The sequence below is a fragment of the Streptomyces radicis genome (assembly GCF_003626575.1).
In the GTDB taxonomy this organism is placed as follows: domain Bacteria; phylum Actinomycetota; class Actinomycetes; order Streptomycetales; family Streptomycetaceae; genus Streptomyces; species Streptomyces radicis.
The window spans coordinates 26,000-43,095 of record NZ_RBDY01000047.1; the positions used below are offsets into that span (position 1 = coordinate 26,000).

Sequence of the window (17,096 nt, forward strand, 5' to 3'; positions counted from 1 at the left end):
GGGTCAGTAGTCCGTCTGGTCAGCCCCGTACGTGTCGACGTACGCCTGCCACACCTGGGGCATCAGGAAGTTGGTCTCGGCGTCGACGGCCGCGGGGATGGCGTCGGTCTCCACGAGGTAGGCGTTGTCGCTGTCCCATGTGGTCTTCCAGTAGGAGACCCCCTGCTCGTCGAGGATCATCTCCTCGGCGGCGGCGGCGTTCGGGGCGTAGAGCTCGATGTTCTGCCAGTACTCCGCGAAGCCCTCGACGGTGAGCCCGGCGGCGGTCTCCTCGTTGAGCCGGTCCGTGATCGTCGTGGCGCACGCCTCGGTCTCGGCGTCGCAGTAGCGGATGATGCGGTGCATGACGTCGATGAACGCCAGCAGCGCGTCCTCCTCGTCCGTCGCGAACGACCGTGTGGTGACCGCGCCGTTGATGGGGGGCGCCGCCAGGTCGGGGCCCGAGAGCCCGATCTCCATGCCCTCTTCGAGCGCCCTGCCGCGCTGCGGCACCCCGCCGAGGTAGGCGTCCCCCGAGCCGGAGAGGAACGCGGCGAGTCCGGCGTCGGGGTCCATGTCGAGGAAGGTCACGTCGCCCTCGTCCATCCCCACGGAGGCGAGCGCGTCGTTGATCTGCTTGCCCATGTCGGTGGAGAGCGTGGTCACGATGGTCTTGCCGGCCAGCGACTCGATCACCTCGGTGCGGGCCTCGTCGTGGTCGCCGACCCGATCCTCCACCGTGTCGATCGTCTCGAGGCCGCCGTCGGGGCGGATCATGAGCGCCGAGCCCTCGGTGAAGGGGTTCCAGCCGTAGGCGTAGACGACCTCGGGGTCCGCGTTGGCGACGGAGACCACGCCCGTGGTGTTGTTGACGGCTATGTCCACGTCGCCCGAGATGAGGGCGGGCATGGCCGCGTTCCAGGCGAGGGAGCGGAGGTTGACGTTCAGGCCCGCCTCCTCGAACCAGCCCTTCTCCTGGCCGATGATCGGCAGGTAGGTGTCCTGGAACGGGGAGATTCCCACGTCGATCGTCGTCAGGCCGTCCTCGGAGGCGCTCTCGTCGTCGGATGAGCCGCAGCCGGAGAGTGCCACCACCAGTGCCAGGGCGGGGAGCGCCGCGGCGATGCTCGTCTTTCTCATGATGTGTCCTCGTGTCTTGGGGAATGTGTCGTATGGGCTGCGCTCCCGAGCGCGGTGGGGGTGGGGGTCAGCGGTTGGCCGACCAGCGGGTGACATGGGCGCTGATCCGGGAGATCAGCAGGTCGAGCGCCACGGCGAGGATCGCGATCACGATCGTGCCGAGCAGGACGACGGAGGTGTTGAGCGTGCGGCTCGCGCTCATGATGAGGCGGCCGATGCCCTCGTCGGCCCCCTGGAACTCGGCGGCCACGACCACGGCGAACGCCAGGGCGCTGCCGATGCGGAAGCCCGAGAGGATCTCCGGCACGATGGCCGGAAGCACGACCGTCCGGTAGACCTGGTTGCGGCTGGCGCCGAGCGAGCGCGCGGCCTGGACGTAGACGGGGGAGACGTTGCCGCAGGCGACCGTCGTGTTGACGACCATCACCATGAAGCAGGCCAGCGCGCCCAGGAAGATCTTGCCGTTGTCGCCGATGCCGAACCACAGGATGACGAACGGGATGAGGGCGACCGGGGGCACCGGCCTGACCGCCTCGATGACGGGGTTGAGCACATGGAAGAGCCAGCGCGCCCTGGCCATCAGCAGGCCCACGCCGACCCCGAGCGCCGACCCGCTGATCCAGGAGACGAGGACCCGCCACAGGGTCGCGCGGGCGTCGTCGAGCAGCTGGGTGTCGAGCGTGGTGACGGCCTCCCAGAGGGATTCGGGCGTCGGGAAGTAGAGCGGGTCGATCGTCTCGGTCCCGCTGGTGAGCACCCACCACAGGACGAGCAGGACGAGCACCACGAGGGCGCTGAGCGGGCGGCCGAGGTCGCGGCGGCGGCGTTCGGTGCCGGAGAGGTCGGTGGTGGGGAGCTCGGTGGCGGGGACGAGGGGGTCGGTGGGAGCCGGTGGGCCGATGTCCACGGAGGACGCCGGGCCCGACGTCTCACGCTGCGTCATCGTGAACCTCCCTGAGGGTGTGGGCTATCTCGTTGCGGAGCGCCTGGAACTCAGGCCCCGCCCTGAGGTCGAGGTCGCGGTCGGCGCCGAAGGGCACGTCGACGACGCTGTGCACCCGCGCGGGCCTCGGCGTCATCACGACGACGCGGTCGCCGAGGAAGAGGGCCTCCTCGATGTCGTGGGTGACGAAGACGATGGTCTTCGGCTCGGCGCGCACGACGCCTTGGAGGGCGAGCCACATCGCCTCCTTGGTGAAGAGGTCGAGGGCGCCGAAGGGCTCGTCGAGGAGCAGGACCTCGGGCCCGCTGGCGTAGGCGCGGGCCAGGTCGACGCGCTTGCGCATCCCGCCCGAGAGCTCCTTGGGATAGGCCGAGCGGAACTCCGCGAGCCCGACGAGGTCGAGGTAGCGCTCCGCGCGCTCGGCCCTCTCGCGCCTGCCGAGGCCCTGGACCCGCATGCCGTAGCCGACGTTGTCGCCGACGTTCAGCCAGGGGAAGACCGCGTCGGCCTGGAACACCACGGCCCGGTCGGCGCCCGGGCCCGCGACCTCGCGCGACCCGACGGTGATGGTGCCTGACGTCGGCCCGATGAACCCGGCGATCAGGTTGAGCAGGGTCGTCTTGCCGCAGCCGCTCGGGCCGACGACGCAGACGATCTCGTTCGTGGCGACGGCGAGGCTCGTCTCGTTCAGCGCGACCGTGCGCTTGCGAGCCGTCGTGAACACCTTCGAGACACGGTCGATGGAGATGTCAGCCACGGCTGTCCGCCTTTCGTTGTGCCGCGGGGGGAGGCGCGGTCGACTGCCGCACGGTGAGGGAGACCGGAAGGACGTGCCGCCCCGGCCTGTCCTTCGGCCCCGCCGGCTCGTCGTCGAGCGCGGCGATGAGCGCGTGGGTGGCGCGGCGCCCCAGCTCGTCCACGTCCTGGCGGACGGTGGTCAGGCGGGGGTGCGCGTAACGCCCGGCCGGGATGTCGTCGAAGCCGACGACCGACACCCGGCCCGGGACGTCGATCCCGGCGCGCTGGAGCTCGCCGATCGCGCCGAAGGCCATCAGGTCGTTGACCGCGAAGACGGCGGTGGGCCCTTCGCCGCCGAACGCCTCGGCGTGCCGGGCGATCGCCTCGCGGCCGCCCTCCTCGGTGAACGCCCCCGAGGCGATCACCGGGGTCTCGGCCCCTTCGGCGACCCAGCTCTCCCTGAACCCCTCCACGCGCAGGTCGCTGCTCACCAGGCCGCCGTCGGCGGCGATCACCAGCGCCCTGCGGTGTCCGAGTCCGAGCAGGTGCTCGGCGGCGAGCCGCCCGCCGTTGAGGTTGTCGGAGACGAACGAGGGGGCGATCGCGCCCGGCACCTCCTCGTCCACGAGCACGAGCGGCAGGTCGCCCAGGAGCGCCCCGAGCTGGGAGTTGGTGGGGGGCGCGCCCGCGGCGTAGATCAGGCCGTCCACCGCGCGTGAGCGGATCATGGCGAGGTGGTCGACCTCGCGCGTGTGGTCGAAGCCGGTGGTGCAGAGGATGACGTTGTAGCCGTGGCCGATCGCGGTGGCCTCCACGCCGTGCGTGAGGTCGGCGAAGAAGCTGTTGCGGATGTCGGGGACGATCAGCCCGAGCAGGCGGGTCCGGCCGATGGCGAGGTTCTGGGCGGAGCGGCTCGGCACATAGCCGAGCTCCTGCATCGCGCTCTCCACGCGGGCGCGCACCCGGTCGCTCACCTTGCGCTTGCCGCTGAGCGCGTGGGACACCGTCGTCGGGCTCACGCCCGCCCGCGCCGCGACATCGGCTATCGAGACCATGGCCTGGGGTTTCTCCTTGTCCACCTGACACGTTGGGTGATGCAAAGCACTTTGCCAAAGCGCTTTGGCGTCACGGTACGCCTCGATCGGGTCGCTGCCAAGAGGCGAAACACGCTGGTTACAGGACCGGCCCGGCGCGGTGCCCCGGGGCGGCCCGTGTCAGGGGGCCGACGAGGCGGCGGAAGCGCCGGGGGCCGCGTCGACGGCCTCGCGACCACCCGGCTCGCGCGGCTACCCGCGTCGGGTGCGGGGCGTCGGGTGGAGCCCGAAGAAGTCCTGGTAGAGCTCGAGTTGGGCCTCCAGCATGTGGCTGCCGCGGTGCGTGCGCAGCCCGACCCCGGCCGCGACGCGCAGCAGCGCCGTGTCCGCGGGGGTCATCACGACGTCCGCCACCAGCGCGCCGGGGGGCAGCGCCGCGGGCCTGAAGGGCAGCGGGTCGCCGGGGCGCAGGCCCAACGGGGTGGCGTTGACCGCCAGATCGGCGCCGGTGAGCAGCGGCTCGGCCGCGCCGGTGACCCGGCCCGGCCAGTGGCGCGCCAGACGCCCTGTGAGGGCGTCGAGCCGGCCGGGGTCCGGGTCCCACACCGACAGGTGCGCCACCCCGGCGTCGAGCAGCGCCACCGCGATCGCGGCGCCCGCGCCGCCCGCCCCGGCCAGGGCGGCGCGCCACCCCGTGGGGTCGTACCCGGCGCGGCGCAGTCCCCGGACGAAGCCCGCGCCGTCGAAGTTGTCGCCTTCCCATGCGCCGTCGGGGCCGCGCCGCAGGGCGTTGACGCCGCCGATCAGCTCGGCCGCCCGGCTCCTGCGCGCCGCCAGCCGCCCGGCGGCGAACTTGTGCGGCACAGTGACCAGCAGCCCGTCCAGGTTGGCGATGCCGTGCAGCCCGTGGACCACGTCCGCCAGGCGCCCCGCGGGCACCCGCACGGGGAACAGCACGGCGTTCAGCCCGAGTCCGGCGAAGAGCGGGTTGAGCAGCGCGGGGGCCCTGACCTGGGCGACGGGGTCACCGAGCACCGCGAACAGGCGGGTCGAGCCGTCGATGGCGACCGGCGCGTGGCCGGTCCTGGCACCTGGGGCGTCGGGAACGCCGGGAGGGAGCAACTCGGTCATGGACGCGTTGTAGCAAAGAACTCCCCGGCCTGGCCCGTGCGGACCCGCCCCGCGTTCCGGACCGGGGTGGCACAGGGGGGTGTCCAAGGGGGGCCGGGGGCATTCGGCGGAAGGCCCGTGGATTACTGGTGGATTGGCGGGGAGTTGTCGCCGTTCCCCTACCGTGAACGACATGAATCGGCCGCTGGAAACGCCCTCAGCAACGCTCGCGGGAACGCCGGGAACGCCGGGAACGGCGCATGGGGCCGGGTGGGAACGCCCCTTCGACGCGGCGGCGCCCGACGGCACGCTGGCGCGTTCCCTGCCGCCCGAGCTGCGCGCCGCCCTGGCGGACGCGGTCGCGCGCCCCGCCGCGCAGCAGCCGCGCTGGCCCGACCTCGAGCGGGTCGGGGAGATCCGCGCGGTGCTCGAGGCGGCGCCGCCGCTGACGCTGCCCGCGGAGATCGACGGGCTCCGCGGCCATCTGGCCCGCGTCGCGCGCGGCGAGGCGTTCCTGCTCCAAGGCGGCGACTGCGCCGAGACGTTCACCGAGAACACGGAGGCCCACGTCCGCGCCACCGCGGGCCTGCTGCACGAGATGGCCGGAATCCTCACCGGCGCCACGGGCCTGCCCGTGGTACGCGTGGGCCGGATGGCGGGGCAGTACGCCAAGCCGCGGTCCAACGCCCTGGACGCGCTCGGCCTGCCGGTCTACCGGGGCGACATCGTCAACGGCCTGGCCCCCGAGCCCGAGGCGCGGGTGGCCGACCCGGCGCGGATGGTGCGCGCCCACGCCAACGCCGCCGCCACCCTGAACCTGCTGCGCGCGCTCCCCGGGCCCGACGCGGACCCGGGGCTGTATGTCAGCCATGAGGCGCTGCTCCTCGACTACGAGCTGGCCCTGCTCCGCGCCCACCGCGGGGAGGGCGGGACCCGGCTCTACGCCCAGTCGGCGCACTTCCTGTGGATCGGCGACCGCACGCGTCAACGGGACGGCGCGCACCTGGCGTTCGCTGAGCTGCTCGCCAACCCGCTCGGGCTCAAGATCGGCCCGAACACCACGCCCGAGCAGGTTGTCGAGTACGTCGAGCGCCTCGATCCGCACGGCACGCCAGGGCGGCTCACGCTGATCAGCCGGATGGGCAGCGGCCGGGTCCGCGACCTGCTGCCGCCGCTCGTGGAGCGGGTCGCCGCCTCGGGGCACCCGGTGATCTGGCAGTGCGACCCGATGCACGGCAACACCCGTGAGTCGCCCAGCGGTTACAAGACCCGCCACTTCGACGACGTGGCCGACGAGGTGCGTGGCTTCTTCGAGGTCCACCGCGCGCTCGGCACCCATCCGGGCGGGCTGCACATCGAGTTCACGGGGGAGGACGTCACCGAGTGCCTCGGTGGCTTCCAGCGCATCTCCGACGCCGACCTGGCGGGGCGTTACGAAACGGCCTGCGACCCGCGGCTCAACACCCGTCAGTCGCTCGAACTGGCCGCCCTGGCCGCAGAGTTGCTCGGTGGGGCGTGATGGCCGCCGGGGCCTCGGCGGTGACGTCGGCCCGGGGTCGGCCGCCCCGCGGGGTGGCCGACCGCGGGGCCGCGCGCGGCGCGCCCGGCGCGAACGGCGCGTCAGCTCATCGCGCCCGCGGTGCCGTGCGCGGGCTCGAACGGCCTACTGGCGCACGCCTCGCCGTCCGGTGCATGCTGGGCGTCGTACGCCTCACGGGCGGCGGCGATCGTCGCCCGGTGCCGCTCGGCCCACGACGTCAGCGCGACCAGCGACTCGTACAGCTCGCGCGCCATGTCCGTGGCCGTGTACTCCACGCGCGGGGGAACGGTGGGGTAGACGGTGCGGGTGATCAGCCCGTCCCGCTCCAGGTTCCGCAGGGTCAGGGTGAGCATCCGTCGGCTGATGCCCTCGATGGAGCGCTCCAACTCCGTGAATCTGACGGGCCCCTTGGCGGTGGAGACGATGATCTGCACGCTCCACTTGCTGGCGACCCGGTCCAGCACCTCCCGGACCGAGCAGGCCTCCCCATGGCCGTTGACCTGCGGTGATACACCGGTGTGACTCTGAGACATAAAAGTGCCTCCTTCCGTCGGCTTCCATGGTCACAGATCATGAATGCTGTAACAAGACATGCCCCATGGGGTGCATGCCGTTGAACGGTCTCTGACTGACTCCGAAGGAAAGATCCCTCCCGTGAACGCTTCGACGACCGCGCCACAGACGCGGCCCGGACTCACGCTGGCGCTGTTGGCACTGGCTCAGTTCATCATCGCCGTCGACTTCGACATCGTCTTCGTCGCGTTGCCCGAGATCCAGCGAGACCTCGGCTTCTCGGACCAGTCGCTCCAGTGGGTCATCAGCGCCTACACCGTCGCCCTCGGCGGTTTCCTGCTGCTCGGCGGCCGGGCGGCGGACCGCCTCGGGGCGCGGCGGACGTTCATCGTCGGCCTCGCGCTCTTCGGCGTGGCCTCGCTCTGCGGCGGCCTGGCGTCCGATCCCGGGGTGCTGGTCAGCTCCCGCGCCGCTCAGGGTCTCGGCGGCGCCATGCTGACCCCCGCGACCCTCAAGCTCATCGGCCTCAACTTCGCCGAGGGGCCCGAGCGCATCCGCGCCATGGCCGTGTGGGGCATCGCCGGCAGCTCGGGCGCCGCGGTCGGCGCCCTCGGGGGCGGCGTGCTGACCAACTACCTCGGCTGGGAATGGGTGTTGTGGGTCAACGTCCCGGTCGCCGCGCTCGGCCTTGTCGCCGTGCCCCGGCTGCTCCGCGCCGACGAGCGCCCCACCACCGGGGTCGGCGGCTTCGACCTGCCCGGTGCCGTGGTCGCCACGCTCGGCTCGACCCTGGTGGTCTTCGGCCTGGTCAGCGGCCCCGACGAGGGCTGGGGCTCGCTCCGGGGCGGCGGCGCGCTGGTCGTCGGCCTGGCCCTGCTCGGTGTCTTCCTGCTCATCGAGAGCCGCTCGCGCGACGCCCTGGTGCCGCTGCGGATGTTCCACAACCGCAGCCTGCCGACCGCGATGATCCTGGTCTTCATCTTCATGAGCACGATCAGCACCCAGTACTACCTCTTCACCGACTACCTCCAGAACGTCCTTGACTACAGCGCCCTCCGCACCGGCCTGGCGTTCCTGCCGCTGTCCATCCTCAGCATGCTCGGCTCCGGCAAGCTCGTCCCCGTGATGCTCCAGCGCTGGGGCATGCGCGTCACGCTCTTCGTCGGGATGTTCGGCTTCGGCGTCGCGATGGCCCTCGTCTCCATCGGGATGTCGCCCGACGGCTCGTACTGGGCCGTGTTCCCCGGCGTCTGCCTGTGGGCCCTGTCCGCCGGTATCGCCTTCCCGCCGATCTACATGGCCGCCAGCTCCGAGACGCCCCCCGCCGAGCACGGTGTCGCCTCCGCCCTGGCCTCCACCTCGCAGTACATCGGCGGCGCCGTCGGGCTCGCCGCGCTGGTCGCGGTGGCCAACGCGGGCATCGGCGGCGACTCCGAGTCGGCCCCGGTGAGCGACGTGGTGGACGGCCTCCAGCTCGCGGGCTGGACCGGCGCCGTCGCCGCCGCCGCGGGCGCGTTCTTCGCGTTCGTCATCAAGAAGCCGACCGCGCCCGCCGCCGAACCCGCGGAGGAGACCGCGCCGGTCGCGAAGGACCCGGCCGCGAAGGACGAGGCGGCCCGCACCCTCTGAGCCCCCGGGGATCGGCAGCGCCAGCCCCGGAGACCTTGCCCCATCTCATCTCACGTGGAGCTGACATGACACGGGACGTCCTGGACCTGTCCGCGTTGGAGCCCGCCTACAGCATCGACCCCTACCCGGTCTACGCCGAATCCCGCGGCGCGGCGCCCATCCGGCGCGTCACCCTGCGCGGCCTGCCCGGGTGGCTGGTCACCCGCTACGAGGACGTAGAGCGGCTCTTCACCGATCCCCGCCTCAGCAAGGACCGCGTCCACACCGACCCGGCCATCAGAAAGGCCGCGCCCTGGGAGTTCGCCGACGAGAGCATGGGCCTCTCCCGGCACATGCTCCAGCTCGACCCGCCGGAGCACACCCGGCTGCGGCGGGTCGTCAGCGCGGTCTTCACCGCCCGGCGTGTCAAGGCCCTCGCCCCCCGCGTCGAGCAGATCACCGACGAGCTGCTCGCCTCGTTCGAGGCCAGGGGGAACGTCGAGCTGATCGAGGAGTTCGCCACCCCGTTGCCCATCGTCGTCATCATGGGCATGCTCGGCATCCCGCTCGAGGACCAGCACGCCTTCCGCGCCTGGACCACCACGGTGATGTCAGGGCCCGACGACCCGCAGGACGCCGTCGACGCCTTCGGCAGCATCCACCGTTACCTCACGGAGCTGGTCGACTCCCGCAAGGCCGCCGCGGCCCGCTCCGGCTCCGCCGCCACGTCCGAGGCCGAGCACCGCGACCTCCTCGACGCGCTCATCGCCGTGCGCGACGAGGACGATGGCAGGCTCGACGACCAGGAGTTGGTCGCCATGCTCCGCCTCCTGCTCATCGCGGGCACGGAGACCACCACCAACCTCATCGGCAACGGCGTGCTCGCCCTGCTCCGCCACCCCGACCAGCTCGACCTGCTGCGCGGCGACCTCTCCCTGATGGAGAACGCCGTCGAGGAGTTCCTGCGCTACGACGGCCCGCTCGACATCACCCCCGCCCGCTACGCCACCGAGGACATCGCCTACGGCGACGTGGTCATCGAGGCCGGTGACGCCGTGCTGCTCGCGATCGGCGCCGCGAGCCGCGACCCGGACCATTTCGACGACCCCGACCGGCTCGACCTGCGCCGCGCCGACCGCCGCCACATGGCGTTCGGCCATGGCGTGCACTACTGCCTCGGCGCCCCGCTGGCCCGCCTCGAGGGCCGCATCGCGCTGACCGCGCTGCTCGAACGCTGCCCCGACCTGAAGCTCTCGGCCGCCGACGAGGAGCTGATCTGGCGTCAGGACCCCTATGTCCACGGCCTGCGGAACCTGCCGCTGACCTTCACCGCGAAGGTCTGAGCCGCCGCGCGGCTCCCCATACGTACGCCACGGGGGCCAGGTCCCCCGTCCGGCCCTCGTGGCGTACTTCTTCCCGGCGTTCTCCCCGCGTCGGCGAGCGGCCCCACCGCTACAGGCGGGCGCGCAGCTCGTCCACCAGCGGGCCGACGCCCGCGAGGTCCCTGGCCGCGCCGAACACGTAGAAGTCAGGGCGCACCAGCAGCGCCGCCGCCCGGGACGCGGCCAGATAGCGCAGCCAGGTGCCGTCCACGTCGGTCACGGCGACCGTGTCGCCGCTCCCCTCGTGGGCGGTGGGCGGCGCGGCGTCCGGCGCCCTGACCCACACCACGCGGGCGTCGAGGCCCGCGAGGAACGCCAGCCGTTCGGCGTTCAGTTCGGGCCGCGGGTCCTCGGCCGTGAGCAGCACGAAGCCGTGCCCCACGATGGCGTCGAACAGCCCGGTGCGCGCGCCGCGCGCCACCCGCCCCTGCGGCGTCAGCTGCCCGGCGGGCGGCACCGCGGGGGCGCCTCCGCCGTCCCTGGCCGCGCCGGCCAACAGGCCGTCGGCCAGCGGCCTGACCGCGGTGCGGCCCTGGGAGGCGGCGGGGGCGCGCTTCCGCGCGGCGAGCATCACCGTGTCCCGGTCCCTGGCGGCGCCCTGGTCGGTCTGGCAGATCACCCGGCCCAGGTTGACCGACATCTCGATGGCGTGCCGCACGTGCGCCCGCCGCTCCAGCGGATAGGTGTCGATGAGCCCCTCGTCCGCGAGGCCGCGCAGCACCAGGTCCAGCTTCCACGCCAGATTGGCGGCGTCCCTGAACCCCGAGCTCATGCCCTGCCCGGCGAACGGCGGCATCAGGTGCGCGGCGTCGCCCGCGAGCAGCACCCGCCCCGCCCGCCACCGGTCCACGGTGCGGGCCTGGAAGGTGTAGACGGAGTGCCGCTCCAGCGTGGCGTTCTCCGGCGTCACGCCGAAGGACGCCAGCAGCCGCCACGCGGTCTCCTCGTCGTTCAGCCCGTCCGCCGTCTCGCCCGGCACCCGCATGAACTCCCACCGCCGGTGCCCAGGCCCCGCCGACACCTCGGTGCGCGGCCTGGCCGGGTCGCAGATCTGGAGGTTGTTCGGCTTGAACTCGCGCGGCTCGCGCAGCACCACGTCACAGACCAGCCAGTCGTGGAAGAACCCGAGGTCGGTGACGGAGGAGCCGATGTGGGCGCGCACGAAGCTGTTCGCGCCGTCGCAGCCCACCAGCCAGCGGGCCGCGATCACCCGCTCGCCGCCGTCCGCGTCCCGCACCGTGAGGCGCACCCGGTCCTCCGCCTCGGCCAGCCCCACCGCCTCGTACCCGCGCAGCACCCGCAGCCCCGCCAGCGCCGCGCCACGCGCGATCAGCGCCGACTCGAGCCCCGGCTGATACATCGACGTGGAGTCGGGCCAGCCGGAGTGGCCGATCTCGTCCGCTGCCTCGATCCGCAGCAGCTCATCGCCCGCGGCGTTCCGCCAGGCGTAGTCGCCCGAGGGCTCGCCCACCGCGGCCAGGTGGTCGCCGATCCCGGCCGCCGCCAGGACGCGGGCGGCCTCGCCGTCGAACGCCACCGCCCGAGGCATCGGGTAGGGGTGCGGCCAGCGCTCCACGACCGTGACCCGCCTGCCGCGCTGGGCCAGCAGGATGGCGAGGAGCTGCCCGACCGGGCCATAGCCGACGATCGCGACATCGGGTTCGTGCGCCTCGTCCCACGCGTCCGCCGCGCCGGGGCCGTCCGCGGCGCCTTCGGGTCGCCGCGCGGTCAACGGTCCCGCCCCAGGATGTGCTCCGCGGTCTTCCGGTATTCGTCGGTGTCGACCAGCACGCGGACCTCCTCGTGCCCGTTGTCCACGCGCACGAAGCGGCGGCCCACCAGGATGAGCTGCCCGGTGTCGAAGGAGCGGCCATGGATGACCGTTCCCGAGGCGACGAGCTGACCGGCCCAGTTCCACCCGGGGTCGTCGTCGTCCGGCGTGTCGGTGGCCGAGCCGTTCCAGTCAGCGAGCGTCCTGGCCTCCGGCTTCAGCCGGTACACCGCCTGCCAGTCACCCACGTGCCCCTTCCGCTGGAGCACGTGGTACCCGTCCCGCCGGATGAGCCGGTAGGTGACGCCGTACTGCTCCTGCTCCTCGTCGGTCAGCCGCAGCGGCTCGATGAACGACGGACCGGCGAAGCCCACGTCGACCAGCCACAGCTCACCGTCCAGGCGGACGCCGAGGAAGAGGTGCTCGAAGTCGGGCCCGAACTCCCCGCTCGCCCCGCGGGCCCCGGCCGACAGGATGATCACGTCGTAGCCGAGCTCCGTCAGCAGTCGGCGGAACAGGCCGCTCAGCTCGAAGCAGACGCCGCCGCGGCCGCCGAGGATGATCTCGTCGAAGGCGGCGTCGAGATCGATGTCGATGTCGTTGAGGATCGAGGTACCGAGCCTCGCGTGCGCCGAGTTGTCGAACGCCACCCTGATCATGTGGCGTTTGTGCAGCTCGCGCAGCGTCCGCGCGGTGGGCTCGACCGGGCCGGTCCAGCCCAGGGTCGACAGGTATGTGTCCACGGAGAACATGCGGGCCACTACTCCTTGGTGGTCTTCGTCGGGCTGGCGGGAGCGGTCGCGGGCGCGGGCGCTGCCGCGAGCTGCTGCTGAAGGTGCTCGGCGAGGATCGCCGGGGTGGGGTGGTCGAAGAGGAGCATCACCGACAGCTCCGTGCCGGTGGCCTCGATGAGGCGATTGCGCAGCTCCACCGCGGTGAGGGAGTTGAATCCTGCCTCGAAGAACGCGGCCCCCTCGTCGATCAGCTCGGAGCCGGGCTTGCCCAGCGTGGCCGTGGCTTCGGCGCGGACCAGGGTCAGCAGCTCCTGGACCTGTTCGGCTTCGGACAGCCCGGCCAGGCGTTGACTGAGCGACACTTCGGTCTCCTCCTGCGGAATCAGCTCCGCGATCGGGTCGGCGGGGGTCATGGTGAGACGTTGCGATTCCAGCCAGTAACGCCGGTGCTGGAAGGGGTAGGTGGGCAGGTCGGCCCGGGTCGGGGTCTGGGGAACGCGCCAGTCGAGGGGCCTGCCGTGGGTGTGGAGCGCGGCCAGGGAGGCGAGGAGGCGCCGGTGGCCGCCCTCGTCGCGGCGGAGCGTCCCGGTGACGGTGGCGTCGGGGTTGGCGTCCTGGATGCTGTGGGTCAGGACGGGGTGGGTGCTGACCTCGACAAACGTCGAGTGGCCCGCGTCGGCGAGGGTGCGGGTCGCGGACGCGAAGTGCACGGGGTGCCGCAGGTTCCGGTACCAGTAGTCGGCGTCGAGGGGGGTGCCGGGGGTGAGCCAGTCCTGTTCGAGCGTGGAGTAGAAGGGGACACGGGGCGGCTTGGGTGCCAGCTCGCCCAGGAGCGTGGTCAGGTGCTCGTGGATCGCCTCGACATGGCTGGTGTGCGAGGCATAGTCCACGGGGATCCGACGCGCGCGAATGTCCTGGCTCTCGCAGTGGGCGAGAAGCCCGTCGAGAGCCCCGGGGTCACCGGCGACGACCGTGGAGTGCGGCCCGTTGAACGCCGCGACCTCGAGACCCGGATGGCCGGTGAGAAGCGCTCGGGTGTCGTCGGGCGTGAGGGTGAGGGAGGCCATGCCGCCATGTCCCGCGAGGTGGGCGGCGATGGCCTGGCTGCGCAACGCCACCACGGTCGCGGCGTCGTCGAGGGTCAGCGCTCCGGCGACGTGCGCGGCGGCGATCTCCCCCTGGGAGTGACCGACGACCGCGTCGGGGGTGATGCCGTGCGCCTCCCACAGCCTGGCCAACGACACCATCAGGGCGAAGGAGGCGGGCTGGATCACATCGACACGATCGAACGAGGGGGCGTTGTCACCCTGCCGGATCAGCTCCAGCAGCGACCAGCCGGTGAGCGGATCGAGGACGGCGGCGACCTCATCGATGGCCTCGGCGAAGACGGGCGAGGCAGCGTAGAGCTCGGCACCCATACCGGCCCACTGCGTGCCCTGACCGGGGAAGACAAAGACAGTCTTGGCCAGTTCGCGCGCCGTGCCGGTGATGAGGTGCGGCGCGGGCTGGCCCTCGGCCAACGCCTGGAGGCCGGTGAGGGCGTCCTCGCGGTCGGTGGCCACGACGACGGCCCGTTCCTCCAACGCCGCCCGCCCATGGATCAGCGTCGAGGCGACATCCGCCAGGGGCTGGTCCGGGTGCGCCGTCAGATGCTCGGCGAGCCCTCGGGCCTGGGCCTGGAGGGCGCCCGACGTCTTCGCGGAGACGGGCAGGGGCACCGGCCCCGCGACGGCCGCCGCCACCTCGGCTTCTTCGGGGGCCTGTTCGAGGATGACATGCGCGTTGGTGCCGCTGACGCCGAACGAGGACACCCCCGCCCGACGCGGCCGATCCGCCACCGGCCAGTCCCGGGCGTCGGTCAGCAACTCGACCGCGCCCGCCGACCAGTCCACCTTCGGGCTGGGCTCATCCACATGCAACGTCTTGGGCAGGGTGCCGTGCCGCAACGCCTGCACCATCTTGATCACCCCGGCAACGCCAGCGGCCGCCTGGGTGTGACCGATGTTCGACTTCAACGACCCAAGGAACAACGGACGTTCGGCAGGCCGGTCCCTGCCATAGGTCGCGAGCAGGGCCTGCGCCTCGATCGGATCGCCCAACGTCGTCCCCGTGCCATGCGCCTCCACCGCGTCGATGTCGCCCGGGGTGAGCCGGGCGTTGGCCAACGCCGCGCGAATAACCCGCTGCTGGGAGGGGCCGTTCGGCGCGGTCAGACCGTTCGACGCGCCATCCTGGTTGACCGCCGACCCCCGCACCACCGCCAGCACCCGATGCCCGTTCCGCCGAGCGTCCGAAAGCCGCTCCAGCAGAACGACGCCGACACCCTCGGCCCACCCCGTACCATCCGCCGCCGCCGCGAACGCCTTGCACCGCCCATCGGCCGCCAGCCCACGTTGCCGCGAGAACTCCACGAAGAGCCCCGGAGTGGCCATCACCGTCACCCCACCCGCCAACGCCAGCGAGCACTCCCCGCTCCGCAATGCCTGCGCCGCGAGGTGGAGGGTCACCAGCGACGAGGAGCAGGCGGTGTCCACGGTCACCGCCGGGCCTTCGAGGCCGAGCGTGTAGGAGACGCGCCCCGAGACGACGGCGCCCGAGTTCCCGACGCCCAGCGTGCCCTCCAGCTCCTTGGGCACCCGCTGGAGCCGCGACGCGTAGTCGTGGTACATCACCCCGGCGAAGACACCCGTGCTGGTGCCGCGCAGCGAGGTCGGGTCGATGCCCGCACGCTCCAACGCCTCCCACGACGTTTCCAGCAACAGCCGCTGCTGCGGGTCGAGAGCCAGCGCCTCACGGGATGAGATCCCGAAGAAGGTCGGGTCGAAGTCGCCCGCCTGGTGAAGGAAGCCGCCCTCGCGGGTGTACGACGTCCCCGGCCGGTCCGGATCCGGGTCATACAGCTCCTCCACGTCCCAGCCCCGGTCGTCGGGGAACGCGGAGACGCCGTCGACACCCTGGTCCACCAGGCGCCACAGGTCCTCGGGCGAGGCGACCCCGCCCGGCAGGCGGCAGGCCATGCCGATGATCGCGATCGGCTCGGTCGCCGCCTGGGTGATTCTGATGATCTCCTGTTGCAGCCGCTCGTTCTCGATCAGGGAAACCCGCAGGGCTTCGACGAGCTTTTCCGGGGGCGTGGCCATGTCCGTCCTCATCCGTGAGTAAGCGGCTCCGGCCGGTCTCGTCGGGACCGTCCGGACTGTCTCTCTCGTGGGTCGCGGCCGGATCAGCTCGCGGCGCTGCCCAGCGCCCGCGCCACCAGGCTGTCGGCGTCCATGGCGGCGATCAGGTCGGTCTCGTCCGCCTTCGCGACTGGCGGCGCCTCGACGGCCGCATCGGCCAGTCGCGTCAGCGCGTCCAACACCCCCACCTCGCGCAGCCGACTCAGCGGCACCGACGCCAGCACCCGGCGGATGTCCGCCTCCCGCGCGTTCGGGTCGACCGGCGGCGGAACGTCGGGCAGCAGCTCGTCGCGGAGGTGGCGGGCGAGGGCGGTGGGGTTGGGGTGGTCGAAGACGAGGGTGGCGGGGAGGCGGAGTCCGGTGGCCTGGTTGAGGCGGTTGCGCAACTCGACGGCGGTGAGCGAGTCGAACCCCAGCTGTTTGAACGCCTGTTCAGGACCGATGACATCGCTGGCACCCCGCCCCAGCACGGCGGCCGCATGGGTACGCACCAGGTCCAGCAGCAGACGATCACGATCGGCGTCGGCAAGACCGGCCAGGCGCTGGGCCAGGGACTCCCGATCCGCCGAGGCCGTGTGCACGGCCCGGCGCGCGGGACGCCGCACCAGACCACGCAGCAGCGCGGGAACCTCCTCGGACCCACCACGACCCAGCGCGGCGATGTCGAGCTTGACCGGCAGAACGACCGGCTCACCACTCGCCAGAGCAGCGTCGAACAACGCCAACCCCTCCCCCGCCGACAAGCCCACGATGCCGCTGCGCGCCAGCCGCCCACGGTCGCTGTCCCCCAACCCACCGGTGAGGTCGCTTGCTTGGGTCCAGTAGCCCCAGGCGAGAGTGGTGGTGGGGTGGCCATCGGCGCGGTGCTGGTGGGCGAGGGCGTCGAGATACGCGTTCGCCGCCGCGTAGTTCGCCTGCCCAGGATTGCCAAGAGTCCCCGCAGCGGAGGAGAAGAGGACAAAGGCGGCGAGATCCCGGTCCCGGGTCAGCTCATACAGATGCTCGGCGGCATCGGCCTTCGGCGCCAGAACCGCATCCAGATGCCCCGGAGTCAACGCCGTGAACACCGCGTCATCCAACGCACCAGCCGTATGAACCACCGCCGTCAACGGACGTGTCGAAGGAACGCTCGCCAGCAGAGCGGCCGTGGCATCACGATCGCTCGTGTCACACGCGACCAGGGCCACATCCGCCCCCAGCGCCGACAACTCCTCCCGCAGCTCGACGGCACCGGGAGCATCCGGCCCACGCCGACTGGCCAGGAGAAGGTGGCGGATACCGTGCTCGGTGACCAGATGCCGCGCCACCAGACCACCGATCATCCCCACCCCACTGACCAACACCGTCCCGCCCGGATCCAACGACCGAGACCGGGCCCCCGCAGGAACGGCGACCCTGGCCAGCCGCGCAACCGCCAACCCACCC

The 17,096-nt window shown here is 72.2% G+C and carries 12 protein-coding genes and 1 pseudogene; 3 read left to right on the forward strand and 10 right to left on the reverse strand.

The window, feature by feature from the left end:
- Positions 1 to 3 precede the first annotated feature (3 nt).
- From D7318_RS31235 to D7318_RS31255, 5 genes are all read right to left on the reverse strand, one after another.
- On the reverse strand, positions 4 to 1,119 hold the full coding sequence (locus D7318_RS31235; RefSeq protein ID WP_183091682.1) for an ABC transporter substrate-binding protein: 1,116 nt from the start codon (positions 1,117 to 1,119) through the stop codon (positions 4 to 6).
- A 67-nt stretch (positions 1,120 to 1,186) separates the two neighbouring features.
- A complete protein-coding gene (locus D7318_RS31240; RefSeq protein ID WP_120700625.1) occupies positions 1,187 to 2,062 on the reverse strand; it encodes an ABC transporter permease in 876 nt (291 codons plus the stop codon).
- A complete protein-coding gene (locus tag D7318_RS31245) occupies positions 2,049 to 2,819 on the reverse strand; it encodes an ABC transporter ATP-binding protein (RefSeq protein WP_120700626.1) in 771 nt (256 codons plus the stop codon). The genes D7318_RS31240 and D7318_RS31245 overlap by 14 nt, the downstream gene beginning before the upstream one ends.
- Complete coding sequence (locus D7318_RS31250) at positions 2,812 to 3,855, reverse strand: LacI family DNA-binding transcriptional regulator (RefSeq protein WP_120700627.1); 1,044 nt, start codon at positions 3,853 to 3,855, stop codon at positions 2,812 to 2,814. Before D7318_RS31250 ends, D7318_RS31245 begins: the two co-directional genes overlap by 8 nt.
- Positions 3,856 to 4,086: 231 nt before the next feature.
- Positions 4,087 to 4,965, reverse strand: a complete 879-nt coding sequence (locus D7318_RS31255) for a shikimate dehydrogenase family protein (protein WP_120700628.1) — start codon at positions 4,963 to 4,965, stop codon at positions 4,087 to 4,089.
- 172 nt (positions 4,966 to 5,137) lie between these two features.
- Here D7318_RS31255 and D7318_RS31260 point away from each other — a divergent pair, with 172 nt between their 5' ends.
- A complete protein-coding gene (locus D7318_RS31260) occupies positions 5,138 to 6,463 on the forward strand; it encodes a 3-deoxy-7-phosphoheptulonate synthase (protein WP_120700636.1) in 1,326 nt (441 codons plus the stop codon).
- A 101-nt stretch (positions 6,464 to 6,564) separates the two neighbouring features.
- Here the strand turns inward: D7318_RS31260 and D7318_RS31265 are convergent, their stop codons facing one another.
- Positions 6,565 to 7,017 carry a winged helix-turn-helix transcriptional regulator gene (locus D7318_RS31265; protein WP_120700629.1) on the reverse strand — a complete coding sequence of 151 codons (453 nt, stop codon included), beginning with the start codon at positions 7,015 to 7,017 and terminating at the stop codon, positions 6,565 to 6,567.
- A 121-nt stretch (positions 7,018 to 7,138) separates the two neighbouring features.
- On the opposite strand from D7318_RS31265, the gene D7318_RS31270 reads away from it, so the two are divergent.
- On the forward strand, positions 7,139 to 8,626 hold the full coding sequence (locus D7318_RS31270) for an MFS transporter (RefSeq protein WP_220729898.1): 1,488 nt from the start codon (positions 7,139 to 7,141) through the stop codon (positions 8,624 to 8,626).
- A 65-nt stretch (positions 8,627 to 8,691) separates the two neighbouring features.
- On the forward strand, positions 8,692 to 9,948 hold the full coding sequence (locus tag D7318_RS31275; protein WP_120700631.1) for a cytochrome P450 family protein: 1,257 nt from the start codon (positions 8,692 to 8,694) through the stop codon (positions 9,946 to 9,948).
- A gap of 109 nt (positions 9,949 to 10,057) precedes the next feature.
- Here the strand turns inward: D7318_RS31275 and mhpA are convergent, their stop codons facing one another.
- From mhpA to D7318_RS31295, 4 genes and pseudogenes are all read right to left on the reverse strand, one after another.
- On the reverse strand, positions 10,058 to 11,719 hold the full coding sequence (gene mhpA, locus D7318_RS31280) for a bifunctional 3-(3-hydroxy-phenyl)propionate/3-hydroxycinnamic acid hydroxylase MhpA (protein WP_120700632.1): 1,662 nt from the start codon (positions 11,717 to 11,719) through the stop codon (positions 10,058 to 10,060).
- On the reverse strand, positions 11,716 to 12,510 hold the full coding sequence (locus tag D7318_RS31285; RefSeq protein ID WP_120700637.1) for an arylamine N-acetyltransferase family protein: 795 nt from the start codon (positions 12,508 to 12,510) through the stop codon (positions 11,716 to 11,718). Before D7318_RS31285 ends, mhpA begins: the two co-directional genes overlap by 4 nt.
- 8 nt (positions 12,511 to 12,518) lie before the next feature.
- Positions 12,519 to 15,617, reverse strand: a pseudogene (locus tag D7318_RS31290) (type I polyketide synthase); the annotation flags it as partial.
- Positions 15,618 to 15,715: 98 nt separating this feature from the next.
- A partial coding sequence (locus D7318_RS31295) for a type I polyketide synthase (protein ID WP_120700638.1) occupies positions 15,716 to 17,096 on the reverse strand: 1,381 nt, incomplete at its 5' end.